This is a genomic window from Sagittula marina (assembly GCF_014196795.1).
GTDB classification, from domain to species: Bacteria; Pseudomonadota; Alphaproteobacteria; order Rhodobacterales; family Rhodobacteraceae; genus Sagittula; species Sagittula marina.
Map to the genome: position 1 here is coordinate 175,836 of NZ_JACIEJ010000003.1, position 24,008 is coordinate 199,843.

22 protein-coding genes and 2 tRNA genes are annotated in these 24,008 nt (G+C 60.3%); 13 read left to right on the plus strand and 11 right to left on the minus strand.

The genetic code is table 11. The features are described from left to right. Window positions 1-235: 235 nt before the first annotated feature. Both GGQ68_RS07005 and GGQ68_RS07010 read left to right on the plus strand, forming a co-directional pair. Complete coding sequence (locus GGQ68_RS07005; protein ID WP_183964376.1) at window positions 236-922, plus strand: GntR family transcriptional regulator; 687 nt, start codon at window positions 236-238, stop codon at window positions 920-922. Continuing rightward, entirely contained in the window at window positions 919-1,752 is an 834-nt protein-coding gene (locus GGQ68_RS07010) for a GNAT family N-acetyltransferase (RefSeq protein WP_183964378.1), read from the plus strand. Before GGQ68_RS07005 ends, GGQ68_RS07010 begins: the two co-directional genes overlap by 4 nt. On the opposite strand, the gene GGQ68_RS07015 is transcribed toward GGQ68_RS07010, so the two are convergent. The 9 genes from GGQ68_RS07015 to GGQ68_RS24680 all read right to left on the minus strand — a co-directional run bounded on the left by GGQ68_RS07015 (window position 1,749) and on the right by GGQ68_RS24680 (window position 10,099). Next, window positions 1,749-2,111 (minus strand): TfoX/Sxy family protein, encoded by a 363-nt coding sequence (locus tag GGQ68_RS07015; RefSeq protein ID WP_221235542.1) that lies wholly within the window; start codon window positions 2,109-2,111, stop codon window positions 1,749-1,751. The genes GGQ68_RS07010 and GGQ68_RS07015 overlap by 4 nt on opposite strands. Beyond that, window positions 2,077-2,460, minus strand: coding sequence for a HesB/IscA family protein (locus GGQ68_RS07020; protein ID WP_183964380.1), 384 nt, complete (start codon window positions 2,458-2,460; stop codon window positions 2,077-2,079). The genes GGQ68_RS07015 and GGQ68_RS07020 overlap by 35 nt, the downstream gene beginning before the upstream one ends. A 28-nt stretch (window positions 2,461-2,488) precedes the next feature. Then, window positions 2,489-3,217 (minus strand): DUF3307 domain-containing protein, encoded by a 729-nt coding sequence (locus tag GGQ68_RS07025; RefSeq protein ID WP_183964381.1) that lies wholly within the window; start codon window positions 3,215-3,217, stop codon window positions 2,489-2,491. Beyond that, window positions 3,214-3,819, minus strand: a complete 606-nt coding sequence (locus tag GGQ68_RS07030) for a CofD/YvcK family protein (RefSeq protein ID WP_183964383.1) — start codon at window positions 3,817-3,819, stop codon at window positions 3,214-3,216. The genes GGQ68_RS07025 and GGQ68_RS07030 overlap by 4 nt, the downstream gene beginning before the upstream one ends. 54 nt (window positions 3,820-3,873) lie before the next feature. Next, window positions 3,874-5,553, minus strand: a complete 1,680-nt coding sequence (locus tag GGQ68_RS07035; RefSeq protein WP_183964385.1) for a mechanosensitive ion channel family protein — start codon at window positions 5,551-5,553, stop codon at window positions 3,874-3,876. Window positions 5,554-5,813: 260 nt separating this feature from the next. Then, window positions 5,814-7,037: a glycerophosphodiester phosphodiesterase family protein gene (locus GGQ68_RS07040; RefSeq protein ID WP_183964387.1), complete on the minus strand. Its 1,224-nt coding sequence runs from the start codon at window positions 7,035-7,037 to the stop codon at window positions 5,814-5,816. Window positions 7,038-7,211: 174 nt separating this feature from the next. Beyond that, window positions 7,212-7,574 carry an SUF system Fe-S cluster assembly protein gene (locus GGQ68_RS07045; RefSeq protein WP_183964389.1) on the minus strand — a complete coding sequence of 121 codons (363 nt, stop codon included), beginning with the start codon at window positions 7,572-7,574 and terminating at the stop codon, window positions 7,212-7,214. A 156-nt stretch (window positions 7,575-7,730) separates the two neighbouring features. Then, the gene (gene rimK / locus GGQ68_RS07050) at window positions 7,731-9,149 is read right to left on the minus strand and encodes a 30S ribosomal protein S6--L-glutamate ligase (protein ID WP_183964391.1); all 1,419 of its coding nucleotides are present in this window, start codon (window positions 9,147-9,149) and stop codon (window positions 7,731-7,733) included. A 119-nt stretch (window positions 9,150-9,268) separates the two neighbouring features. Then, on the minus strand, window positions 9,269-10,099 hold the full coding sequence (locus tag GGQ68_RS24680; RefSeq protein ID WP_183964393.1) for a LytTR family transcriptional regulator DNA-binding domain-containing protein: 831 nt from the start codon (window positions 10,097-10,099) through the stop codon (window positions 9,269-9,271). Between the two features lie 320 nt (window positions 10,100-10,419). Here GGQ68_RS24680 and GGQ68_RS07060 point away from each other — a divergent pair. Together GGQ68_RS07060 and GGQ68_RS07065 are read left to right on the plus strand one after the other, a co-directional pair. Next, window positions 10,420-10,496 (plus strand) — tRNA-Asp (locus tag GGQ68_RS07060). Window positions 10,497-10,694: 198 nt separating this feature from the next. Then, window positions 10,695-10,771: transfer RNA gene (locus GGQ68_RS07065), tRNA-Asp, on the plus strand. Between the two features lie 295 nt (window positions 10,772-11,066). Here the strand turns inward: GGQ68_RS07065 and mepK are convergent. After that, complete coding sequence (gene mepK, locus GGQ68_RS07070) at window positions 11,067-11,633, minus strand: peptidoglycan L,D-endopeptidase MepK (protein WP_183964395.1); 567 nt, start codon at window positions 11,631-11,633, stop codon at window positions 11,067-11,069. A 324-nt stretch (window positions 11,634-11,957) separates the two neighbouring features. On the opposite strand from mepK, the gene GGQ68_RS07075 reads away from it, so the two are divergent. From GGQ68_RS07075 to GGQ68_RS07095, 5 genes are all read left to right on the plus strand, one after another. Next, window positions 11,958-13,610: a L,D-transpeptidase family protein gene (locus tag GGQ68_RS07075; RefSeq protein WP_183964397.1), complete on the plus strand. Its 1,653-nt coding sequence runs from the start codon at window positions 11,958-11,960 to the stop codon at window positions 13,608-13,610. Between the two features lie 192 nt (window positions 13,611-13,802). Further along, complete coding sequence (gene lpxD, locus GGQ68_RS07080) at window positions 13,803-14,894, plus strand: UDP-3-O-(3-hydroxymyristoyl)glucosamine N-acyltransferase (RefSeq protein ID WP_183964399.1); 1,092 nt, start codon at window positions 13,803-13,805, stop codon at window positions 14,892-14,894. A 35-nt stretch (window positions 14,895-14,929) separates the two neighbouring features. Continuing rightward, window positions 14,930-15,190: an acyl carrier protein gene (locus GGQ68_RS07085; protein WP_183964401.1), complete on the plus strand. Its 261-nt coding sequence runs from the start codon at window positions 14,930-14,932 to the stop codon at window positions 15,188-15,190. Further along, a complete protein-coding gene (locus GGQ68_RS07090; RefSeq protein ID WP_183964409.1) occupies window positions 15,187-16,395 on the plus strand; it encodes a beta-ketoacyl-ACP synthase II in 1,209 nt (402 codons plus the stop codon). Before GGQ68_RS07085 ends, GGQ68_RS07090 begins: the two co-directional genes overlap by 4 nt. A 190-nt stretch (window positions 16,396-16,585) precedes the next feature. Then, window positions 16,586-17,083 carry a YciE/YciF ferroxidase family protein gene (locus GGQ68_RS07095; RefSeq protein ID WP_183964411.1) on the plus strand — a complete coding sequence of 166 codons (498 nt, stop codon included), beginning with the start codon at window positions 16,586-16,588 and terminating at the stop codon, window positions 17,081-17,083. A 268-nt stretch (window positions 17,084-17,351) separates the two neighbouring features. On the opposite strand, the gene mnmA is transcribed toward GGQ68_RS07095, so the two are convergent. Continuing rightward, entirely contained in the window at window positions 17,352-18,500 is a 1,149-nt protein-coding gene (gene mnmA / locus GGQ68_RS07100) for a tRNA 2-thiouridine(34) synthase MnmA (RefSeq protein ID WP_183964413.1), read from the minus strand. 125 nt (window positions 18,501-18,625) lie between these two features. Between mnmA and sciP the strand changes: the two genes are divergently transcribed. The 4 genes from sciP (at window position 18,626) to recG (ending at window position 23,999) form a co-directional block, all read left to right on the plus strand. Beyond that, window positions 18,626-18,904, plus strand: coding sequence for a CtrA inhibitor SciP (gene sciP / locus GGQ68_RS07105; protein WP_183964950.1), 279 nt, complete (start codon window positions 18,626-18,628; stop codon window positions 18,902-18,904). 94 nt (window positions 18,905-18,998) lie between these two features. Beyond that, window positions 18,999-19,715 (plus strand): response regulator transcription factor CtrA, encoded by a 717-nt coding sequence (ctrA, locus tag GGQ68_RS07110; RefSeq protein ID WP_183964415.1) that lies wholly within the window; start codon window positions 18,999-19,001, stop codon window positions 19,713-19,715. 82 nt (window positions 19,716-19,797) lie between these two features. Then, window positions 19,798-21,912, plus strand: coding sequence for an NAD-dependent DNA ligase LigA (gene ligA, locus GGQ68_RS07115; RefSeq protein ID WP_183964417.1), 2,115 nt, complete (start codon window positions 19,798-19,800; stop codon window positions 21,910-21,912). After that, window positions 21,909-23,999 carry an ATP-dependent DNA helicase RecG gene (gene recG, locus GGQ68_RS07120; protein ID WP_183964419.1) on the plus strand — a complete coding sequence of 697 codons (2,091 nt, stop codon included), beginning with the start codon at window positions 21,909-21,911 and terminating at the stop codon, window positions 23,997-23,999. Before ligA ends, recG begins: the two co-directional genes overlap by 4 nt. Window positions 24,000-24,008 lie beyond the last annotated feature (9 nt).

Below are 24,008 nucleotides of genomic sequence, written 5' to 3' on the forward strand. Positions count from 1 at the left end.
ACTGACGTCACCATGACGAGCGGGGGTTCCTTGGGTGAACTGAAACATGCGGCTTTGTGATGGGTGTGCCGGGCAATTGCTTAAATCGAAGTCACCGCTGTCTTGAATTGTGCAAAATAAAGGCGGTGATTGTGCACAATATGGCCAGGCGCCGTGCACGATATCCGTTGGTGTTGTCGTCCTGATTGGCATCTGGCAAGGAATCACGGGTAATATTGGAGCCTCTTTCGCGCCTATGTCCGACACGCGTTCCCACCCTGCCTCGCCCGATACTCTGGCCATCAGTCTGACGGAGGCGATTCACGAACACCGCGTTCTGCCCGGCATGAAACTGTCCGAGGACGAGGTGGGCGACATCTATGGCGTCGGACGCACGGTTGTACGGCAGGCGCTGCGGTCGCTGGCCCATGACGGTCTGGTGAGCATTGAGCGCAATCGCGGCGCGTTCGTGGCGCGTCCGTCGGTCAAGGAGGCCCGCGAAGTGTTCGAGGCGCGCGCCTTGCTGGAGCCTCGCATGGCGCGCGCCGCCGCTGAGCGCACAACAAAGGAGGACATGGCTCTTCTGCGCGCCCACATCGCAGACGAGCACGCCGCTCTGGACGCGGGTCAACACGGGCGGGCGCTGAACCTGTCCGGTCATTTCCATGTCGAAATCGCCCGCATCGCCGATCAGGCAACGGTGGAAGGTTTCATTCGACAGTTGGTCTCACGCTCTTCCCTGGTAATTGCGCTCTATTGGCGCCGTCGCAACGCCATGTGTGAAAGTCATGCGCACCATGCGCTGTTGGAGGCATTGAGCGCGCACGACGGGGCAGGGGCCGAGGAGCTGATGAAGGGCCATCTCCTCGACCTGTTGTCACAACTCGATCTGCGCGATCAGGCATGGACGGGCGTTTCTCTGCGTGAGGCGCTGCGCCCATGACGCTGTGCCGCGTGATACGCCCCGAGGAAATGCCAGTTGTTCTGGGCTGGGCCGCCGCTGAAGGTTGGAACCCCGGTGTAGAGGATGCAAATGCCTTTCTTGCCGCTGATCCCGGCGGGGTCTTTGTGGCAGAGGAAGACGGTGCACCGGTGGCTGCCATCTCTGTCGTCAACCATTCTACAGACTTTGCTTTTTTGGGATTGTACCTGTGTTTGCCAGAGTATCGGGGGCGCGGCATCGGACTTGCGCTGTGGACCTACGCCTTGGCCCATGCCGGATCCCGGACGGTTGGCTTGGATGGTGTCCCTGCACAGCAGAAAAACTACCGATCGTCCGGATTCGAGCCTGCGGGTCAAACGGTCCGCTGGCAGGGTGTGCCGCGTGGTCTGCCGACCCCGCCAGATTTGCCGTTGGCGTTGCCTCAGGATTTGGATGGGATGGTTGCCTTGGAAAACGCGGCGTCCGGATGGGCGAAGCCAAAATTCCTAAACGCCTGGTTCCAGCAATGCCAGACGCGCGCCACCTTCGTAGATGGCACGTCGGGCATTGTAACGGTCAGATTATGTCAGGTCGGCGTGAAGATAGGGCCGCTTGTGGCGCAAAATTCGGATCAGGCTCGGAGGCTGATCGCGCAGGCCGTGGTTTGGGCCAAGGCTCATGCGGCGGAACAGATCGTTCTGGACGTGCCGCAAAGCGCCACTGGGATGACTGAAATTTGTCGGCAGATCGGTCTGGAACCGGGCTTCGAAACCGCGCGCATGTATCGTGGTCCGGAAAGCCCTGAAGCGCCCAAAGGTTTCTACGCCGTGGCCTCGTTGGAGCTGGGCTAAAGGTGCTGTAGCGCCGCGCGCGCCAGATCGCAGGCCGCTTCGGGATCGTCCTCGCAGTCGGGCGGCAAGGTCCAATAGGGCATCGCCGCAGATTTGCCGTCTTTGCGCGGGTAGGTCCAGCGGGTGCACCCCATGCCTTCTAAAACTGGGATGAAGGCTCCCACACCCTTGATCATGATTCCGTAATCGGAGTGGACCAGCGCGAAGATCGTTCCGCGATGATAGAGACACAGACCGCCCATCATGCGGCGCGTCGTCAGATCACCAAGATCGGAAAACAGGTCCGTGGCATAGGCGATCTCTTCTGCCGAGATCGCCACAGGATCAGCTTTGCGCGCCGCGTTCGGCGGCCAGCTCATCAATGTCCTTGAACTTGATCGACTCACCGCAGCCGCAAGCGTCCGTGACGTTCGGGTTGCGGAACTTGAAGCCGGATTCCAGCAGCGCGGTCTCGTAGTCGATCTCTGTGCCGAACAAGAACATCTGCGCCATGGGCGCGATGAGCACGCGCGCGCCATCCTTTTCCACAACTTCGTCGTTCGCCTCGGGCGCGTCGACGTAGTCCATGGTGTACTCCATGCCTGCGCAGCCGCCCTTTTTCAGGCCGATCTTCAGGCCGAAGCGGGCGTCACGCTCCATGAGCTTGCGGATCTGTTTCACCGCCGAGGCGGTGATGGTCACGGGGGATTGGCCGGGAATGGCGAACATGAGATGCCTCTTTGATTACGTTCCTAACCTAAGGGATCCCTGCCGAAATCTCAAGGAGGGCTGACGTGGTATAGCCGCATCCCATCGCCCACAGGAAAGAGGCCAACGTGCCAACGATGACATATTCGGCGGTTTTCTGGTCATCGGTGGCTTCCTTGAAGCGCAGGATCGACTTGGCGGTGATGAGAAAACCGATGGCGGCGGGCTGATCGACCAGTATCAGCAAGAAGATCAGCGCGCGTTCAAGTTGACCAATAAGCCGCCCGGCCTCTGGCAGGCCGCCGCGAGGTAGATGCTCGGAGAAGCGACTGGTCAGCATCCCCACGGCGTAGCCGCCCGCCAGCACGGCCGCGATGGCTCCGGAGAGGATCAGCGCAACGGGCAACAGCCAGATCGCCTGTGCGGCGACGGCATCATTCAACGCGCCGGGATAGCGGAATGCGATCCATCCCAACGTCCCGATGTGCAGCGCCTGATCAACCAGAAAGGCCTGGAAACCGTTGCGCGCCGGCGCAGGCAAGGCGTAGCTTTTGGCGGCGTCAATGACGAGATGCGCCAGCATCACCAAAAGCGCCAGCTGCCATGTGCCACCCAGCACCAATGTGGTCAGAACACCGTGAATCGCAACATGCAGCAGGAGGATGAAAACATTGCGCTTTCGGGCGGCCATCCATGCGGGTTGGAACAGGAAATCGCCAAGCATATGCGCCAAAAGAAGCGCTGCGAAGACGTTCAACATGGGTTGTGTCAGGATCATTCCGCAGCCTCCCATGCTGTGAGCGCCGCGTCGAGAGCGGGGTAGCCCGCGGCGTGCAGGGCCTGATCGACCGCTTGACGCGAGATGCCCAACTGATCCGCTGCGCTGGCCCGTGGGCCAGCGTCCGGTGGGAGCATCAGTGTGACAGCGCGGGCCTGCGCTTGGGTCCAGCCAAGCGCGAGGTGATCGGCCAGCACCACCGTCGAGTGCATCGCGCCGCCCGACGCGTGCGCCATGCGCGCGCCGCCGTCCAATGCGTCCAGCAGGCGCCCGGAGGCTGTGTAGCCTGCGCCATGGGCAGCATTCAGGTCGGCTGTGTCGGTGAGCGGGCCGGTGTCCCGCGCAATGGCGATGCGGGTGGCGCGGGTTTTGTCCAGCCGCCGCAACCTCGCCGCGATCCACAGGGCGACCCGCAGGTCATAGCGGGGCGTGTCCATCGCGATCTGCCAGCCGTCGCCGCCGCGACGTGCAAATCGCGCTGTGACACCCCAATCGGCCAGATTGTCGACGACGCCGCCGACCTCTGCCAAAGTGGCATCGAGGTCGGGGATCCTCAGCGCGGTGGAGGCAATCACGTCACCGGTCAGAACGACATAACTCATAGGCAAGCTTTATTGCTTGCATTTAGATAAAGCAAGCGAAATCGCTTGCGCGCCTCACGCGGCCTCGACAATGTTGGTTTCCGGGAAAACCGGCATGCCCTTGGTCTTGGCCATCTGGTTCATACATTTCACCAATTTTTCCCGCGCGATGCAGGTCAAATCCCACGACGTGTTCGGGTCCTTGCAGGGGAGAATGAACAAAACTTCAACGCCAAACACATCCTGCCCGGAAATGCGGACCTGTGCCTTTTCACGGTCATCCAACTGGTCCGGGTCAAGATCATCCATGACCTCTTCGAAACAGCTGCGGAGCTCTTCGATATCGACGGTCGGGACAAGTTTGAACGAAATAACCCGCTGCATCTCCGGCTCTTTCAAAGTCCAGTTTTCGAAGGTTTCCGAGACGAATTCATTCACCGGCACCACAAGACGGATTCCCGTCCACACGCGCAGTTGCACAAACGTGAAGTTGATGCGTTCCACATGGCACAGCGAGCCTTTGAAGACGACTCGATCGCCGATACGTGCAGACTGGTTCAGCGCGATCTGCATGGATGACAGGATGTTTGACAAGATCGTGCGCGCCGCAAAGCCGACGATCAAGGTCAGGGCCCCGGCCGATGCGAGCAGCGAAAACCCGTAGGTGCGGAACAGGTTGGCCGACGACAGCACGATACCAAAGCCGACGAGGAAGACCACCAGCACCAGGATGCGCCGAACGGCGGCAATACGCGTGGCCTGGCTGCGGGTTTCGTCGAATTGTTTGCGGGTCAGGTCCATTTCTTCGAACCCGGTGATCTGGTCGAGAACAACCTCGATCACATTGACGATCAGCATCAGAATGGCCGTGACAAAGCCTGCAGCGATCATGGGCGATATCACGGAGCTCAGGCGTCCCGAGAATACAAAAACCGTCTGTGTCCCAATGGAGACCAGCAAAGCAATGGCGGCGATGATCATGGGCAGCCGCGCGGCGCGGAACGCGGCGGAGGTGATGCGGTGCGTGGCGTGGCGCCCGACGCGTGTCAGCAGTTTGGAGGTGCCCCAACCAACAAGGCCGGCAAGCAAAAGCAGGACCGGCAGGCCGATGACCTCCCACCACATCAGCCCCCAGAAGGCCGTGTTGCGCAGCTGATCCGGCAGCCATTTTTCAAAGCGCGACGGTCCATAGGCATCGTACAGCGCGGGGATTTTCTGCACGGTGTGGCGCGAAATGACCCAGACAGGATCTTCGCCGTCGGCCTTGATTCGATCAAGCCGGATGGCTGCGGGGATGCCGTCCAGCTCGATTTCCCAGACCAGCAGGGACCGACGCTTCATCCCGGCGGTGGCGGCATTCGAGGTTTCACGCGCATCCATTGCATCAGGCCGGTCGATGATCTGGCCCCAATTCAATACGGCGCGCCGCTGCATCACGGTCATCAACTGACGCGCGAGCATTGTGCCGGTCTCTGCCTGCTCTTCGGGGGGGATGGCATTGAGGTTCAGCAGGTGCGCGGGCGCGGTGTCCTTGATCTGGTCTTGTGTGCCCGGCTCGCCACGGCGCTCGTCGTACCGCAGCAGGGCCTCCATCGTCGCGCGTGGTGTGGCGCGACCAATGACGTCCGGCACTGCGCCAAGGCCGCTGTTGAGGGTCTCGACTTCGAACCACGGCGTTTCCTGCGCATTGGCAGGGGGGGAGATGGCAAAGAGAAAGCCCAGCAGCAGAGCCGCCAGGCGAAAGGTCTTCTTCATGCTGTCACCCTGCATCAGCGGGCCATCGCCGCAGCGCGGACGTCACAAACAGGGGTGTCGGCGCACGGCGTTGTGACATCGTAATGACCGGTCCAGAGTGGCAGGGTCGGATGAAATGTATGATCAAATATGTGTCGCATAGGGATCAAACGTCAAACCTGCGAAGCAGTTCCCGAAAACGTGATGATCTCTTAACAGAGCCGCATTCTGCGGCGGCAAAACGCGCCCCTCATTCGAAGGGGCGCGTCTGTCGATGGAGCTTACAGCCCTTTGCAGTTCGCGTAATAGGTCACCGTGGCGGGCCAGTCGGCGAAAACGCCCTGCACGCCAACTTTCTGTGCCAGCGCATCCAGAAGCGTGAAGTAGTCGCCGTCCGTATCGATCACCGAGTCCAGGCCCGAGAAATACCAACCACCACCATTTGCGAGCGGGCCGGAACGTTCCAGCGACCAGGTGATGATGCCGAGGTCGGCTTCCTTCGCCTTCTTGGCGAGGGTGGAGGGCACCAGTTCACCGTCTTCGACCGTCACCAGCATGAACAGCGGGGGCGCGATGTAGTTGATGCCCATGTCCTTGAGCTCGTCCATGGTGTTGGGCCAGTTGGCTTCATCCATCGCCGAGAAGGTTTCACCCTCATACTGGTCCATCAGATAGACAGCCTGTTCGCCATACTCACCGGCGGTGTCGACCCAGTGCTTTACGATCTCGATGTCAAAGGACTGAGGCCAGACGCGCGCGGGGTCGATGCCTGCGTCGCGGTATTCCTGGATCATCTTGTCGGCATAATCGGCGTAGGTGAAGCCGTCGAAGGGCATCTCGACCGAAGGCGCCTTCAGCTCCGGCGTGAAATCGGCGCCGAGGCTGTCGAACAGTTGAATGGATTCGGCGTGGGTCAGCAGCGTCGCGTCCTGATTGAACAGCGTGGTGCGCCATTCGGCGTTTCCGCCCTGGAACTCTTCGGCTGTGGTGGCGGCGCGGTTTGCGCTGTCCATTTTCGGTGCGAGCGTCTGGAATTCGGCCAGCGTCAGGTCGGAGGTGCGGCACTCTGCGGCGGCATCTGCGCCATCGGCGGCGGGCGAGAACGGTGTCGTGCACTTGTCCGCCAGATCCGTGGTCAGGATGTTGGTGGTGGTGTGCAGGTCATTCTGAGCGTGACGGCAAACCAGTTCCTTGTCGGAGGTAAAGGTCACGTCACATTCGAGAACACCGGCGCCCATTGCGGCGGCGGCACGGTTCGACTCGGCGGTATGTTCCGGGAACATCAGCGGCGCGCCACGGTGGCCAATGGAGAATTTCGTCGTCTCAGGCGTCTGTGACAGGCAGGCCATCATCTCATCCTTGAGCGGGCCGTCTTTCATTTTTGACACGAGATAGCCGGGGCGAACGCCGTAGGTCAGACCGCTCTGATAATACATGGCATCGGTATCGGCAGCGACCTGAGTGGCCGCCAAAGTGGCAATCACGGCGAGACGTGTTGTAAGCATGGGATTTTTTCCTCTGAATTGGATGATGGACCCAATGCGCCCGCAGGGCAACGACCGCATGACAGCACTGTAACGCGAGGATGAAAGATACGTTAAGGCATTGTAACGGACGTCATGAAAAAGGCGCGCAACCCGGGGAGTTACGCGCCTTTCTAAATACTGATGTGGCGAAGCTTACATGAAGCCGAGTTCAAGCCGCGCCTCGTCGGACATCATGTCCATGCCCCAGGGCGGCTCCCAGGTGATCTCGACATCGACAGTTTTCACGCCGGCGACGGGTTCAATGGCCTCTTGCAGCCAGCCGGGCATCTCGCCCGCCACGGGACAGCCCGGAGCCGTCAGCGTCATGATGAGGCGCACATCGTTTTGGTCACTGATTTCAATCGTGTAGACCAGACCCAGATCATAGATGTTCACCGGAATCTCAGGGTCGTACACCGTGCGACAGGCTTCGACCACGGAGTCGTACAATGCATGGTCTGTGCTCGACGGCGCGATCAGCGGGGCGCCTTCAAGCTGTTGGCTCGCATCGGTCATGTCTGTCCTCGTCGCTGTAAACCTGAGCATTCATATAGGGATCGCATCGTGCCGGGTAAAGGCCCCGGCTGGAAAGGGTATTGCGCGATTTGTGTTCCGTCGCGGACAGGCCGGGGTGCTTGGGGGCAAAACCCGATCTGTCCGCGACAGGTGTCATCAATCCTCGGAATCGATCCGCTTGCGAACCGGGGCAGGGCGGACCTGTGCCTCTATGTGCTCGAAAACGATTTCGGCGAGGTTCTTTTTCGTCGCTGTTTCAATCCCTTCAAGACCGGGTGAGGAGTTCACCTCCAAAACCTTCGGCCCGGCTTCGGATCGCAACAGGTCCACGCCCGCGATGTTCAGACGGAAAGCCTTGGCCGCTCGCAGGGCGGTTTCGCGCTCTTCCTTGCTGATGCGGACAACCTTGGCAGATCCGCCGCGGTGAAGATTCGACCGGAAGTCGCCGTCTGCGCCAGTGCGTTTCATGGCGGCGACCACCTTGCCGCCGATCACGAGACACCGAATGTCCTCGCCTGCGGCTTCCTTGACGAAATCCTGCACGAGGAAATTCGCTTTCAGACCACGAAAGGCGTCGATCACCGACTCGGCGGCCTTTTTCGTTTCCGCCAGAACCACGCCCTTGCCTTGTGTCGACTCGAGCAGCTTCACGATCAGCGGCGCAGTGCCTACCAACCGCATCAGCGACTGCGTGTCCTTGGGGGAGGCGGCAAACGCCGTGTTCGGCATCCCGATCTTGTGCCGGGCCATGAGCTGGTGGGCGTGCAGCTTGTCACGCGACGCCAGAATGCCCTCTGATCCGTTCAGGCAAAAGGTGCCGATGGTCTCGAACTGGCGGATCACGGCCGTGCCATACGCGGTGATCGACGCGCCGATGCGTGGAATCACCGCGTCATACCGAGGCAGGCGCTTGCCGTCGTAATGCACTTCGGGTGTCAGAGCGTTGATCTGCATGTAGCAGCGGGTGGTGTCGATGACCTCCACCGTGTGACCGCGCTTTTCACCTTCTTCCACAAGGCGACGCGTGGAATAGTTATCCTCCCGCGACATGACCGCGATCCGCAAGGATCGGTTCGGCGCAGCGCTGCGGACCCGCGACGTGGTGTAGACATCATACGACAGCCGAGGCTGCTGAAACCGGTCTGTCGCCACGATCGTGATGTGATCCTTCAGCGCCTCGCGCCCCAGCAGCATCCGTGACGCCATGTTGGACCGGTCGGTCAACGTCACCTCGATCCGCCAGCTTTCGTCGCCGACGCGCAGAGTAGGCGCGATGACGTAGCGCATTTCGGATTCACCGTTGGAGGACGTCACCTGACGACGATCCACAATCCGCGCCGAGCAGGGAATCACCAGATCTTCGCGTCCCGGGACCGGATGCACGGTAAAGCGGACTTTGGGCGCGCTGGCACTGCCAAATGTCTCGATGTCAAAGGCATGCAGAGCAGATGTGCGGGCCCCGGTGTCCACTTTGGCGCGCAAGGCAGGGAGGCCAAGGTCGGGCAGGGCAACCCATTCCTCCCAGCCAAACCGGATCATGTCGGTTTCTGGCTGTTCCTCGGGTGTGTCGGTCATTCGTGCCATCCATTGGTCGTGCCGCAGCGCACATGCGCCGCAGTCGTGAAAAGACTAAGTTGCCTGAAGACCTAGCGCGACGCGGCCTGGATGTCATGCGCGAAGCGGGATGCGGAATGTCATGCGTGCGCGGCGAGCCAGTCGCGCACGCTGTCTACACGCGACCGTGCGACCGGCACACGGGTCCCATCACTCAGGCGCAGAACATGTTTGGCGCCTTCTTTTTCAAGAGCTTGCGCCGCATGGACCGCCACCCACCAGGATCTATGCGGCTGAATGCCGTCTTCGGGATCGGTCTGCGCCACAATATCTGACAGGCGCACACGATGGGTCATGGTTTCACCGTGCATGACCACCTGTACGTGATGTTCTCGGGCCTGGATGTGGCAGACGCCAGCCAATGGCACAGGTTCCGATCCGATCAGGATCTGACGATGAGGCGCTTCGGGCTCGGGGGCCTCGGGCACAGGGGACGGCTTTGGTGCTGCCTCGTGGATGTAGCGCAGGTAAAGCGTCAAGAAAATTTCGGTCACGATCAGATATACAATGACCTGCTGCACCGAAATGATGCTGAGGTCGCCGTCCGTCACGACGTGGACCAATGCCTCGGACAGGGTCAGTGTCGGGGCCATGATGGCGATGGACATCAGCGGGTTGAAAACGGCGAAGGTTCCCGTCCGCCGCTGAACCCAGGCCAAGCCAAATAAAAGCGAGATATGCGTGAGTATGAAGGTGCCGAAGAACGTGATCCAGACGATCGCAAATGCCGGTGGCGTTAATTGACCGATCAAACCCGGAGGATCGGCAAAGACCAAGATCGCGAGCACAAAGCACAGATAGATCTGCGTCCTGCGATCCACCAACTTCAAGGCAAATTCAATTGGGTCGAGGCTGTGCCGCGTTCCGAAGACGTCGATGAACACCACTGGAAATGTCGAGTTGGTCGGCACGGCGTTTTCCTCGGGTCGGTTGCTACCATCTGGGGCTGCACCTGTCTGTTCGATAAACATCGGTGCCGCAAGCATTCAGCGCGTCAACTTTAGCATATTAAGCTCGCTGCATGAACCTTCCCCACCAACCCAGGTGCGACGCAGGCCGGTTTTCGGCGGTGAAATCGGCGGTTTTCAAATGGGGTAAAAAACCTTCACAAAAGTGCTTGACGGGTCTGGCCGTTGTCCCTAAAAGCCCCCTCACGCCACGAGGCAGACGCGACACGACGGACCGAACGGAACGGATGGAGCGGACGCAGCGGGGCGCTGGAAACGGCAGAGCGGTTGTAGCTCAGATGGTTAGAGTACCGGCCTGTCACGCCGGGGGTCGCGGGTTCGAGCCCCGTCAACCGCGCCACTTCCGTTTCATCGAAAGGCCCTCGCAATTGCGGGGGCTTTTTCGATTCCGGGGATCTCGGATAGTGGCTTTTGCGCGCGAAATCCGTGTCAGAACGCGCGCGTTTCAAGGGCGCAAAACGCTTGTAAATTTCTCCCCCGATTTTCGTGTTTTTCCGCTTGCCCTCATCTGCGCCGGGGGCTATCAGGCCCCCATAGCGCGGTTGTAGCTCAGTTGGTTAGAGTACCGGCCTGTCACGCCGGGGGTCGCGGGTTCGAGCCCCGTCAACCGCGCCACTTTCCCCCTTCGATTTGTTGTGACACATGCCCCTGATAGGGGCGGATCGAAGGTCAGGATGCACCCCCACATTTTTTGATGATTTTCTTCGGAACCTTTGACGGACACTTGCGTTCACCTGTCAGAGAATTCGAAGCGTAGGGTTTTGCGCAAATGTTGAAAACGCAGCGTCAGGTATTCCTGACTGACCCTAAATCGAAGTGTGTGCCAACTTGCCTCGCAAGCGAGGGCAGGCAAAGGGAAACGAAAAAGGCGCCACGTGGGCGCCCATTCGAAAAAGTGAGGTAGATAGAGTTACGCGCCCCAGCTGCGAACAGGGCCGCAATCCATGTGGACGAAATTGGAGCCGGAATATCGACCGACGCCGCCGCCACGACATGCCGCAGCCGCTTTGGCCATTTGCGACACCGAGCGCGTAGATAGCCGAAGATCGGCAGCTTGTCCGCGAAGGTGACGAGAATTCTTTGCCACGCCAGAGGACCGCGATCTCAGCATCGCATTTGTCTTCGGCGAGCGATAGCCGGAGATGAGCATGTAGGGCTCCGAGCAATCCATCAGATTGTGAGCCGCACACATGATGTCCACTGTACGCGGATCAATGGATTTGACGTCGTCCGTGCGCCAGTCGCGCATGAAGAGGTTTATCTCCTTGAGCGAGTCAGCGAGGTAGTCGCCCTCGATCCAGTAGATCATGTCAATTCGCTCACCCGTTCGCCCCGAATACATATGCAAGCGACGAATATCGCCTGCGCCGCGCAAGAAGCCCGCGGCGTTGGAGTAGGTGGGTGCTGCTGCAACAGTTGTTGCAGCGAATGCACCGAGGAGGCCCCGGCGCGTGATACGCATATTGTTTTCTGTCATGTAAGGCGCCTGTCCCGTGGTCGCTGTTACCTGTTTGCGCAGATCGTTGCTGCGCACCTGCCATCTATCCCCAGATGTCTTCCTCCGTATTGCACGAATCGAGCACTCCATAAAGCGGGATTTATTATGAATTTTAGCTTTCAAGCGGAAGTTGGCAGAAACCCGCGCAAGGCAATGAGGGTGTGGCGCAAATGCGCAGATCACGCACATGTCACTGCAACGCGCCGTTGGCTGCCGCATAGTGAAGCATTAAGCGTTTACAGGCTTACGACATTGATACACAAGTTTAATATTGCCGGGGATGTTATGCACAAGGGGTACGGAATGCGCGGTCAGCAGAAGTTTTATGAACAAATTGGAGGGCGCATCCAGTCGCTCTTCGTGGCTGGTGCCGTTGCTGGTCTGTTGGCTTGTGCGCCCGCAATAGTCAGCGCCGAAAATTTTTCGTTCAAAGTGACGGCGTACAAGCAGGCCGTTGCCGAAAGCCTCGGCGACGAAGAAGGGATCGCGGCGTTCTATCGCGCGCGTGGATTCGAGCCGATCTGGACCGGCGACGACGCGGCCAGCACGGACCGCCGCCGGGCCTTGATCGAAAGTTTCGGATTGGCCGACGTGCACGGCCTGCCGACGGCGAAATACGACGCGCGCGCCCTGATGAACAAGATGGCAGCGGCCAGGACAGGCCGGGAACGCGGTCTGCTCGAGGTGGAGCTTAGCCGGACATTCATCAGCTTTGCCAATGACTTGCAGTCGGGTATCATTGACAATCCGGGTCGCGTCGACAGTCAGATCAAGCGTACCTTGCCGCGCCGCGCGCCTGAGGATCTTCTGACTCAGTTGATTGAACAGCGTCCTGAAGCCGTGTTGCGCAACCTGGTGCCGCCGACGGCTGAATATTCTCGTTTGATGCGGGCCAAACTGGAGCTGGAACGCAAGATCCGTCATGGCGGGTGGGGCGCGACGGTGTCCGCCTCCAAGCTGGAGCCGGGGCAAAGCGGCGACCGCGTCGTCGCCCTGCGCAACCGTCTGGTGTCGATGGACTACCTCGCGCCATCCCTGACCACCACATACGACAGCGCCATGGAAGCCGCCGTACGGCAGTTTCAGGACGATCACGGGCTGAACATCGACGGCGTGGCTGGCTCTTCGACCCTGCGGGAAATCAACGTCGCACCAGAAGACCGCCTGAAATCGGTCATTGTCGCCATGGAACGTGAGCGTTGGCTCAACATCGAAGGCGGGCGCGGCAAACGCCACATCCTCGTCAATCTCGTCGATTTCCACGCTCAGATCATCGACGACGACAAGCTGACATTCGAGACCCGCTCCGTCATTGGGCATCAGGATCACGACCGTCGCACGCCGGAATTCTCCGACGTCATGACCCACATGGTGATCAACCCGTACTGGTATGTGCCGCGCTCGATCATTGTCGGGGAATATCTGCCGCTTCTGCGATCCAACCCGGGCGCTGCCGGCCATCTCGATATCATCGACTCCCGTGGGCGGGTTGTGAGCCGGGGGCAGAGCTTTGCGCGCTTCTCCAGCAGCAGTTTTCCGTATTCGATGCGGCAACGTCCCGGGCCACGCAATGCGTTGGGAACGGTGAAGTTCATGTTCCCCAACAAGTATAACATCTACCTGCACGATACGCCGTCGCAGAGCCTTTTTGCGCGCGAAGTCCGGACGTTCAGCCATGGCTGTATCCGCCTTGATGACCCGCACGATTTTGCCTACGCGCTGCTGGCGCCGCAGACCGCCGATCCGGTGAACTATTTCCAGTCGATCCTGCGGTCCGGCCAGAACACAAAGGTGAATCTGGAGCAGAATGTCCCGGTTCATTTGATTTACCGCACGGCCTTCACGCCCGCGAAAGGTCATGTGAATTACCGCCATGACATCTACAACCGCGACGCCCGCATCTGGGAGGCGTTGCAGGCCGAGGGCGTGTCCTTGATGACCCATTGGGAAAGCTGAGCAACTGCTTCCTTTCGTCTTTGTATCTGGATCACACGCACGACCCTCAGGGGTCGTGCGTTTTGTTTTGCCGTGTACCGGAAATGTGCGGCCTTGGTCGGGCGGACCTTTGCGCAGCGCGAGGCCTGCGGGATGGACATTTCGGGGCCTGGGCGCTTAGACCTTGGCCAAGAAGCGGTGAGGGACACGACCATGCATTATACTGTGGGACAGATTGCCGAAGCGCTCGGTGTCACGGCTGAGGGCGATCAATCGCTGGAGGTGTCCGGTGTGTCCGAGCCTCAGACGGCGTCAGCATCGCAAATTGCGCTCGCCATGAAGCCGGAGTTCGCCTCGCGGATCGGCGACGGCCAAGCGCGGGTCGCGATGCTCTGGAATGGTGCCGATTGGCGCGGCATGGGGCTTTCGGCGGCCTTGATGGCGCCGCGCCCGCGCTTTGCCTTGTCCGGGCTATCTGGAATGATGGATCTGGGGCAGGGTTACGGTGACGGTATTCACCCCTCTGCCTTCGTCGATGAAACCGCCGAGATCGGCGAAGGGGTCAGCATTGGTCCCATGAGCGTCGTGATGGCCGGGGCAAGGATTGGCGCGGGCAGTGTGGTTGGGCCGCAGTGTTTCGTGGGCCAAGACGTGGTGCTTGGTACCGAGGCGCTTTTGCACACGGGTGTAAAGCTCATGGCGCGGGTGCGCATCGGCGCGCGTTTTGTCGCACATCCCGGCGCGGTGGTGGGGGGCGATGGTTTTTCCTTCGTGACGCCGGAACCTTCGGGTGTCGAAAAGGCACGCGCCAGCCTTGGCGAAGAGGGTAACGAGACAGCGCAGCCCTGGGCGCGCATCGCCTCGCTCGGCGCGGTAACGGTGGGCGACGATGTGGAGATGGGCTGCAACGCCTGTATCGACCGCGGCACCGTGCGCGACACGCAGGTGGGCAACGGTGTGAAGATGGATAACCTTGTCCAGATTGGCCACAACGTGGTCATCGGGGACGACACGATGGTCTGTGCCGGTGGTGCGGTCGCCGGGTCGTCCGTGCTGGGGCGCAATGTGGTGGTCGGTGGCTGTGCCGGAATTTCCGACAACCTCAAGATCGGGGATCGCGTGATCCTTGGCGGCGGGACCATGGTCTTGTCCAATGTGCCGGAGGGCCGCGTGATGCTGGGCTATCCGGCGATGAAGATGGACAGCCATGTGGAAAGCTACAAGGGCCTGCGCCGCCTGCCGCGATTGTTCCGCGATGTGGCTGACCTGAAAAAGGCGGTTTCAAAGTTGACGTCGAATGACTAGATCTTCGGCAACTTAGGGTGACTGGGGCCAGATCAATGAACGTCAAGGACAAGGTGATCGAGATCGTCGCCGAGCAAGCCATGCTTGAGCCGTCGGACATTACCATGGAAAGCACGCCAGAAAGCATCGGCATCGATTCTCTGGGGTTGGTCGAGGCGATCTTTGCCATCGAGGAAGCCTTCGACATCTCCGTGCCATTCAATGCAAACGCACCAGAGGAGTCCGATTTCGACATTTCCTCTGTGGCGACCATCGTGGCTGGAATCGAACGGCTGATTGCCGAGCAAAAGTCGTGAAACGGGTTGTCATCACCGGCGCGGGCACGATCAACGCGTTGGGTCAGGACGTGGCATCCACGCAGGAGGCCATGCGCGAGGGCCGCTGTGGCATCGGTCCGCTGGAATTTCGCGACGTCGAGCGCCTGACCGTCCGGATCGGTGCGCAGGTCAAAGGCTTTGAGCCTGAGAGCGTGTTCAACCGCCAGCAGCTGTCGCTATATGACCGTTTCACGCAGTTCACACTGATTGCCGCACGGCAGGCGGTGGCGCAATCGGGACTGACGTTTCACGGCGAGATGGCAGACCGGTCCGGCGTCGTCCTGGGCACCTCCGGCGGGGGGCTGACCACGCAGGACGAGAACTACCGCGCGGTCTACGAGGAGGGGAAGAACCGCGTTCATCCCTTTGTCGTGCCGAAATTGATGAACAATGCCGCCGCAAGCCATGTGAGCATGGAGTTCAACCTGCGCGGCCCAAGCTTTACTGTCGCCACCGCCTGCGCCTCGTCAAACCATGCCATGGGGCAGGCATTTCAGATGATCCGTTCGGGCATGTGCACGGCCATGATCACCGGCGGGTCAGAGGCGATGCTGTGTTTTGGCGGTGTGAAGGCCTGGGAAGGGCTGCGTGTCATGTCGCGCGACGCCTGCCGACCGTTCAGCGCCACGCGCAACGGCATGGTGCAAGGCGAGGGGGCGGGCGTCTTTGTCTTCGAAGACTACGACCATGCACGCGCCCGCGGGGCGGAGATCCTGGGCGAAGTTCTGGGCTTTGCCATGACCTCTGACGCGGCGGATATCGTGATGCCGTCGAAACAGGGCGCGGCCCGCGCGATCTCTGGCGCATTGCGCGACGCGCAGGTGGACCGCACGCGGGTCGGCTATATCAATGCTCACGGCACCGGAACGGCGGCAAACGACAAGACCGAAAGCGCCGCCGTGGCGGATGTCTTCGGCACTCATGCGGACGATTTGATGATCTCTTCGACCAAGTCGATGCATGGTCATTTGATCGGTGGGACCGGCGCGGTAGAGCTGTTGGCCTGCCTGATGGCGCTGAACGACGGAATAATCGCGCCCACCATCGGCTACGAGGAACCGGACCCTGAATGCGCGCTCGATGTGGTGCCCAATGAGGCGCGCGAGCGGGAGGTGGACGTGGTGCTGTCCAATGCCTTTGCCTTTGGCGGCTTGAACGCGGTGCTGGCATTGGCCCGCATCTGAGGCGTAATCCGGCGGAGCGCTGACGCGCGCTCTTCTCTCGGCCTGACGCCTCCGGCTTTCGGCCTCGGGCCGTGTGTGGGACCGTGGGTGAATCTGCGTAGGCGGAAATCCGGTTGGCTGCGTTTTGCTCAGGAACTCCTGTGGCTGCCGCGGGTTGAGTGGGCAGAACAGAACAACAGGAGGAAATCTCATGTCCCTCAATTCCCTGAAAGACGTCTACGTTGATCAATTGCAGGACCTGCACAGCGCATGTCGCCAGTCCCACGCTGTGATGGACTCGCTCAAAGAGGCCGCCAAAAACGAAGAACTGCGCAGTGCTCTTGGCGCCGGCAAGGACGGCATTGCCGACGGGCTGACCCATCTCGAAGCGCTGATCAAATCGCATGGAGCAGATCCCAAAGGCGAGCACTGCAAAGGTATGGAAGGTCTCGTGGCCGAAGCAAAGGCGCACGGTCTGAACCAAGACTTTGGCAACGACGATGCGCGAGATGCCATGATCATCACGCAATACCAGCGCATGGCGCACTATGCGATCGCCGGCTACGGGTGCTGCGCGGCCTTTGCGAACCGCCTTGGCTTGACCGAAGACGCGGCGACGCTGGGCGAGATGCTGGATGCGTCCTGGTCCGGTGACCGTCACTTCTCAGGCATTGCGCAAGGTCAGGTGAACAAAGCGGCGGCTGAATAACCTTTCGCGGATGACCATTTTGACGAACGCCAATGCACTTCTTGTGTAAGATTTGAATGAAGCGCACATTTATTATGAAAACCGCCCCGGCGCCAAAGCGACGGGGCGGTTTTGTATCTTGCGAGCAATCAGGTCATCAATACCGTCAACAGTCCGCGTCCACCTGCCGTTCCGACCAACGCTGTGATCTGTGAAAGCGAACCGTCGGGTCACGCATGTGTCCCACTGGGCCGTTGATGTGCTTCAGAACACGTTCGGCCGAGGCGTATCAGCCCCGCCAGATCCATCCGCCGCCGTAGATACGGCTGTCACCCTCGGCATGGTCCTGCGCGTAGAACACACAAGCCTGACCGGGGCTGACGCCTTCCTCTGGTGTCAGCAGCTCCACCTCTGCTTCTGTGTCCGACAGGGGACGCACGATGGCCTCACGCGGGGGACGCGTGGAGCGCACCTTGACGCTCAGCTGCCACTCCTTGCGAGAGGTGAAAGGCTCGTCTCCCAGCCAGTTGATCTCTCGCACCGGGATGGTGCGCGTGGCCAGCATTTCCTTCGGGCCGACCACGACATGCTTCTTGTCCACATCCAGACGGACCACGTAAAGCGGCTCCTCCAGGCCTCCGATCCCCAAACCGCGCCGTTGTCCAATCGTGTAGTGGATCACACCTTTGTGTTCGCCCAGAACACGGCCGTCCGCGTGCACGATCTGACCCGGTTCCGCAGAGCCGGGGCGCAGTTTTTCGATGACGCCCGCATAATTTCCGTCAGGAACAAAGCAGATATCCTGCGAATCCGGCTTGTTCGCCACCACCAGGTCGTACTTTGCGGCCAGTTCACGCGTTGCATCCTTGCTCGGAAGGTGTCCAAGCGGGAAACGCAGAAATTCCAACTGTTCCGGTGTCGTGGAGAACAGAAAGTAGCTTTGATCGCGGTTGGCGTCGGTCGCGCTGTGCAGCTCCGGCCCGTTGTCGCCTGACTTGCGCTGGATGTAGTGCCCGGTGGCCATGACATCCGCCTCGAGATCCTTGGCAGTCTCCAGCAGATCCTTGAACTTCACCCGCTCATTGCAGCGGATGCAGGGCACAGGCGTCGCGCCGCCAAGGTAACTGTCAGCGAATTCGTCAATCACCGCTTCTTGGAAAATATTTTCATAATCAAGAACATAGTGGGGGAAGTTCATTTCCTCCGCGACCCTTCGAGCATCATGGATGTCGATCCCCGCACAACATGCCCCCTTCTTGGACAGGGCCGCGCCATGGTCGTAGAGTTGCAGCGTCACACCGATGACATCATAGCCCTCGTCCTTGAGCATGGCGGCCACAACCGAACTGTCGACGCCGCCGGACATGGCGACGACGACGCGCGTTTGCGATGGGGGCTTGCGCAGGCCCAGGCTGTTGAGGGGCATGTCTTCGGGCATTGAACGATCTCCGTGGATTGCGCGGAATATAGGAAAAATCGAAATACTCTCAAGGGGTGGTTTCAGCCGTCGTTAAGAGCTGAAGCGGTTTAGTCCTCCAGCACGCGATGCTCGGAGGTGTGATGATGTACCTGAAAAAGATCGACGGCCCACGCGCCGTGAGGCTGCCCGACGGATCGACGATGACACGGGCGGACCTTCCGCCGTCGTCAACGCGCCGCTGGGTGGCTTCGCGCAAGGCCGCAGTGGTGAAGGCTGTGCAATACGGATTGCTCAGCCAGGATCAGGCAAAAGAGCGCTATGCGCTTAGCGAAGAGGAGTTGATGGAATGGGTAAACGCAGCGAAACTTCATGGTGAAGATGCCTTGAAAGTGACGAGAGTTCAGAAGTACCGTCAACCCTAGGTGGTATAATTCATCTTCCTGAGATACGGTAACAGGGCGTTAACCTTTTTCAATCACGTTAGTCATAGCCCAAAAGACACCCTGGAGACTGCATATGCGTATTTTGCTTGTGGAAGACGATCCTACCACCTCCAAGAGCATCGAACTGATGTTGAGCCATGCGAACCTCAATGTTTATTCGACGGACATGGGGGAAGAAGGCATCGACCTTGCAAAACTCTACGATTACGATCTTATTTTGCTTGACCTCAACTTGCCGGATATGAACGGTCACGAAGTTCTACGACAGCTTCGTGTGGCGCGGATCGACACGCCGATCCTTATTCTGACGGGCGAGGACGACACCCAATCCAAAATCAAAGGGTTCGGATTCGGTGCCGATGACTACATGACAAAGCCGTTTCACCGCGACGAGCTTGTGGCACGCATTCATGCCATCATCCGCCGTTCCAAGGGGCATTCGCAGTCGATCATTCGAACCGGGAAGATTTCCGTGAACCTTGACGCCAAAACGGTGGAGGTCTCCGGCAAGTCGGTTCACCTGACTGGGAAGGAGTACCAGATGCTGGAACTCCTCAGCCTGCGGAAGGGCACGACCCTCACCAAAGAGATGTTTCTGAACCATCTGTACGGCGGAATGGACGAACCAGAGCTGAAGATCATCGACGTTTTCATCTGCAAATTGCGGAAAAAACTCTCGGAAGCCACCGGTGACGACAATTATATCGAGACGGTCTGGGGCCGCGGCTATGTCCTGCGCGATCCGGAGCCAAACCAGGATGAAGCAAAAGCCATCGCAGCGAACGGTTAAAACTTCTGAGGCTGATCCGCTGGACGTTACCATGGGTCGGCCCTATCACTCCTAGGACGACAGGGCGTCCGAGGATATGGGCATGACAGACATTGCGGTCGAAACATTGACCGAAGATCAGGCGCGCGATGAACTTCGCGCGCTTTACGATCTTCTGGCGCAGGCCAATACAGCGTATCACACCTCTGACGCGCCGGAGCTTTCCGACGCGGAGTATGATCGACTGAAACGCCGCAATGCCGAGATCGAGGCACGTTTCCCTGATCTCAAGCTCGAAGACAGCCCGTCTGACCGTGTCGGAGCTGCTCCGGCGGAGGGGTTCTCGAAGGTGCGCCATGACGTGAGAATGCTCTCATTGTCGAACGCCTTCGATGATGGCGATATCGTCGACTTCGACGAGTCCATCCGCCGCTATCTTGGCTTCGGGACCGAGGATCATCTTTCTTTCACCGCAGAGCCCAAAATTGATGGCTTGTCTCTATCCTTACGCTATGAGGCCGGCGAACTCGTCCGTGCCGCGACGCGCGGCGACGGACAGGTGGGAGAGAATGTCACTGCAAACGCCCGCACGGTTGACGATATTCCACAACGCCTCGATGGCGCGCCGGACGTTCTGGAGGTGCGCGGCGAGGTCTACATGTCCCATGCCGATTTTGAAGCGCTGAACGAACGCCAGGCCGCGCGTGGAGGGAAGCTGTTCGCCAATCCGCGCAATGCGGCCGCGGGCTCCCTGCGCCAACTCGACAGTAAGATCACGGCCGCCCGTCCGTTAAAGTTCTTTGCCTATGCATGGGGGGCTTTGTCCGACCCGCTGTCCGACACTCAAATGGGCGCAATCAAACGGCTGTCAGAACTGGGGTTTCAGACCAACCCGCTGACGGAACTCTGTACCGGCCCCCAAGACATGCTTGAGCACTATCGCAAGATCGAAGCGCAGCGCGCCACTTTGGGCTACGATATCGACGGCGTGGTGTACAAGGTGGATGACCTCGCGCTGCAGGACCGGCTCGGGTTTCGCTCGACCACCCCACGATGGGCCATCGCACATAAATTTCCGGCGGAATTGGCCTGGACCCGCCTGGAGGCCATCGACATTCAAGTGGGCCGCACGGGGGCCTTGTCTCCTGTCGCGCGGCTCACTCCGGTCACCGTGGGCGGCGTTGTGGTGTCCAATGCAACGCTGCACAACGAAGATTACATCGCCGGACGCGACAATGCCGGTGCAGACATCCGGGGCGGCAAAGACATCCGGCTCGGGGACTGGGTGCAGGTCTACCGCGCCGGGGATGTGATTCCCAAGGTCGCCGACGTCGATTTGACGCAGCGCCCCGACGATGCTGTCGCCTATCAGTTCCCCACCCAATGCCCCGAATGCGGCTCCGACGCGATCCGCGAGGAAGGTGACGCTGTTCGACGCTGCTCTGGTGGTCTTATTTGTCCCGCGCAAGCCGTTGAGAAGATGAAGCATTTCGTTGGACGTTCGGCCTTTGACATTGACGGGCTGGGGGCCAAGCAGGTCGAACAATTCTACGCGGATGGCTGGATCAAGGAGCCCGCCGACATCTTCACCCTGCGGGACCGCTACGGCAGCGGGATGCAGCAGTTGAAAAACCGTGAAGGCTGGGGCGAAAAATCGGCGCAAAAACTGTTCGACGCCATCGACGCCCGCAGAAACATTCCGCTTGGTCGACTGATTTTCGGCCTCGGTATCCGGCATGTTGGGGAGAGCGCGTCCAACCTGCTTGCACGCCATTACGGCACTTGGACGGCCTTCGAGGCAGCCATGCAAGCCGCGCAGCCCTGCGAAGGTGACGCGTGGGAGGAGCTGTTGTCCATCGACGGCGTCGGTGCTGTCCTGGCGGAATCCCTGGTTTCGGCAATGAACCAGGAGGCGGAGCGCGCCTCCATGGACCGTTTGGTGGCGCAACTGAAGGTTCAGGATGCGGAACGACCTGATACTGACGGCTCTCCGGTTGCGGGAAAAACCGTGGTCTTCACCGGGTCGCTGGAGCGGATGACCCGCGCCGAAGCCAAGGCGCGCGCCGAAAAGATGGGGGCCAAGGTCTCTGGCTCGGTGTCCAAAAAGACAGACATCGTGGTGATTGGACCCGGCGCCGGATCGAAGGAGAAAAAGGCCCGTGATCTGGGCCTGACCGTTCTGGACGAGGATGCCTGGCTGGAGCTGATCGGCGGATGAGCGGACGGCCCGAGGTTCTCTGGCCGCTGTTCGCGGACCTCAAGGTGCTGGATGGGATCGGGCCAAAGTCGGCCCAGTCGCTGGGGCAGACAGGGATCGAGTCGCCGCGCGATCTCCTTTACACGCTGCCCTACAGCATCACGGACCGGCGGTTGCGCGACACGGTGCAGGGGGCGGATCTGCCCGGAGTTGTCACTGTCGCGGTGACGATCGGGCGTCATTGGCCGCCACGCAGCCGCGGTGGGGCCTACAGGATCGAGGTCGAAGATTCGCTCACCCGGTTTCAACTGGTCTTTTTTCGCGGCAACGCGGATTACCAGCAAATGCTGCTCCCGACCGGTGAACGGCGTATCGTGTCGGGCCGCGTCGAGCTGTTTGATGGCGTGCCGCAGATGGTCCACCCGGATCATGTGCTGCAGGAAGACGAGGCGGATCAGCTTCCGGCCTTCGAGCCGATTTATCCGCTGACAGGGAATATCACGCAAAAGCTGATGGTGCGCAGCATTGCCGATGCCATGAGCCGCGTGCCCGACCTTCCTGAATGGATTGAGCCATCGCAAAAAACGCAGGAAAACTGGCCGGACTGGGCGGAGGCCCTGAGGGCCGCGCATGCCCCGGACGGGACGGACGCCTTGTCACCAACGGCGCCTGCGCGCGCGCGACTGGCCTATGATGAACTGATGGCGCACCAGTTGACGCTTGGCCTCGCGCGTGCGGACAGACGAAAACGGCGCGGGCTCGTATCGCAAGGCGATGGACGGTTGCGCAATAAGGTTTTGAAATCGCTGCCATATAGACCCACCGGCGCGCAAGTCCGAGCGATTGATGACATCACCGAAGACATGTCCCACCCGGAGCGGATGAACCGGTTGCTTCAGGGCGACGTGGGATCGGGCAAGACATTGGTCGCCTTCATGGCCTTGCTCACCGCCGTTGAGGCCGGCGGGCAAGGTGTCATGATGGCGCCGACCGAAATCCTCGCGCGCCAACACATGGAGGGGCTTCAACCCCTCGCAGAAAGCGCCGGTGTTGTGCTGGAGTTGCTGACCGGACGCGACAAAGGGGCGGAGCGCAAAGCCAAACTTGCCGCATTGGCACAGGGCAACATAAAGATCCTCGTCGGCACCCATGCCGTGTTTCAGGCCGACGTCGTCTTTGATGACCTGCGGCTGGCGGTGGTTGACGAACAGCATCGCTTTGGCGTGCGACAACGTCTGGAGTTGGGGAAAAAGGGGGCTGGCGCGGACGTTCTGGTGATGACGGCCACGCCGATCCCGCGCTCCTTGGCCTTGGCCCAATATGGCGACATGGATGTCTCCGTGCTCGACGAAAAGCCACCCGGTCGCAAGCCCGTGAAAACCGCCTTGCTGTCGACGGAGAAAATCGGCGACGTCATCGACCACCTGCGCAAGGCGGTGACGGAGGGGCGTCAGGCCTATTGGGTCTGTCCCTTGGTTGAGGAGAGCGAAAGCTCCGACCTGATCTCCGCCGAGGCGCGGTTTGAAAAGCTGCGCGCGGTTCTCGGAGAGGACGTGGTGGGGTTGGTTCACGGCCAGATGCCCGCCGCGGAGAAAGACGCCGCCATGGCGCGTTTCGTTGCCGGGAAGACCAGCGTTCTGGTTGCCACCACGGTGATCGAGGTCGGTGTCAACGTGCCGAATGCCTCCATCATGGTGATCGAACGGGCAGAGATCTTTGGCCTTGCACAGCTGCACCAGCTGCGCGGTCGCGTCGGACGGGGGGAGGCGGCTTCCACCTGCCTGTTGATGTATCAGCCGCCGCTGTCAGAGAGCGGCATGAAGCGGCTGACCACCCTGCGCGAAACCGAGGATGGTTTTCGCATCTCAGAGGTCGACCTGGAGATGCGTGGCGCGGGCGATCTGATCGGCGTGGCGCAAAGCGGGCTGCCGCGGTTCCGCGTGGCAGATCTGGAACGTCAGGCGGCCCTGATGGCGGTGGCACAGTCAGATGCGCGAAAGCTGCTCGCCCAGGATCCGACACTCGAAAGCCCGCGCGGCAAGGCCGCCCGGATGCTGCTCTGGCTGATGCGTCAGGACGAAGCGATCCGCTTGATCGGGGTCGGATAAACGGCCACG

Bases quoted from the DNA above. Each gene is read 5' to 3' on its own strand.
- GGQ68_RS07040 (WP_183964387.1), bottom strand. From the start codon at position 7,037: ATGCTTACAACACGTCTCGCCGTGATTGCCACTTTGGCGGCCACTCAG.
- GGQ68_RS07085 (WP_183964401.1), top strand. From the start codon at position 14,930: ATGAACGTCAAGGACAAGGTGATCGAGATCGTCGCCGAGCAAGCCATG.
- recG (WP_183964419.1), top strand. From the start codon at position 21,909: ATGAGCGGACGGCCCGAGGTTCTCTGGCCGCTGTTCGCGGACCTCAAG.
- rimK (WP_183964391.1), bottom strand. From the start codon at position 9,149: ATGACCGACACACCCGAGGAACAGCCAGAAACCGACATGATCCGGTTT.
- GGQ68_RS07030 (WP_183964383.1), bottom strand. From the start codon at position 3,819: ATGAGTTATGTCGTTCTGACCGGTGACGTGATTGCCTCCACCGCGCTG.
- GGQ68_RS07095 (WP_183964411.1), top strand. From the start codon at position 16,586: ATGTCCCTCAATTCCCTGAAAGACGTCTACGTTGATCAATTGCAGGAC.
- ctrA (WP_183964415.1), top strand. From the start codon at position 18,999: ATGCGTATTTTGCTTGTGGAAGACGATCCTACCACCTCCAAGAGCATC.
- sciP (WP_183964950.1), top strand. From the start codon at position 18,626: ATGTACCTGAAAAAGATCGACGGCCCACGCGCCGTGAGGCTGCCCGAC.
- GGQ68_RS07035 (WP_183964385.1), bottom strand. From the start codon at position 5,553: ATGAAGAAGACCTTTCGCCTGGCGGCTCTGCTGCTGGGCTTTCTCTTT.
- GGQ68_RS07025 (WP_183964381.1), bottom strand. From the start codon at position 3,217: ATGATCCTGACACAACCCATGTTGAACGTCTTCGCAGCGCTTCTTTTG.
- GGQ68_RS07020 (WP_183964380.1), bottom strand. From the start codon at position 2,460: ATGTTCGCCATTCCCGGCCAATCCCCCGTGACCATCACCGCCTCGGCG.
- mnmA (WP_183964413.1), bottom strand. From the start codon at position 18,500: ATGCCCGAAGACATGCCCCTCAACAGCCTGGGCCTGCGCAAGCCCCCA.
- mepK (WP_183964395.1), bottom strand. From the start codon at position 11,633: ATGACAGAAAACAATATGCGTATCACGCGCCGGGGCCTCCTCGGTGCA.
- GGQ68_RS07005 (WP_183964376.1), top strand. From the start codon at position 236: ATGTCCGACACGCGTTCCCACCCTGCCTCGCCCGATACTCTGGCCATC.
- GGQ68_RS07075 (WP_183964397.1), top strand. From the start codon at position 11,958: ATGCGCGGTCAGCAGAAGTTTTATGAACAAATTGGAGGGCGCATCCAG.
- lpxD (WP_183964399.1), top strand. From the start codon at position 13,803: ATGCATTATACTGTGGGACAGATTGCCGAAGCGCTCGGTGTCACGGCT.
- GGQ68_RS07045 (WP_183964389.1), bottom strand. From the start codon at position 7,574: ATGACCGATGCGAGCCAACAGCTTGAAGGCGCCCCGCTGATCGCGCCG.
- GGQ68_RS07015 (WP_221235542.1), bottom strand. From the start codon at position 2,111: ATGAGCTGGCCGCCGAACGCGGCGCGCAAAGCTGATCCTGTGGCGATC.
- GGQ68_RS07010 (WP_183964378.1), top strand. From the start codon at position 919: ATGACGCTGTGCCGCGTGATACGCCCCGAGGAAATGCCAGTTGTTCTG.
- ligA (WP_183964417.1), top strand. From the start codon at position 19,798: ATGACAGACATTGCGGTCGAAACATTGACCGAAGATCAGGCGCGCGAT.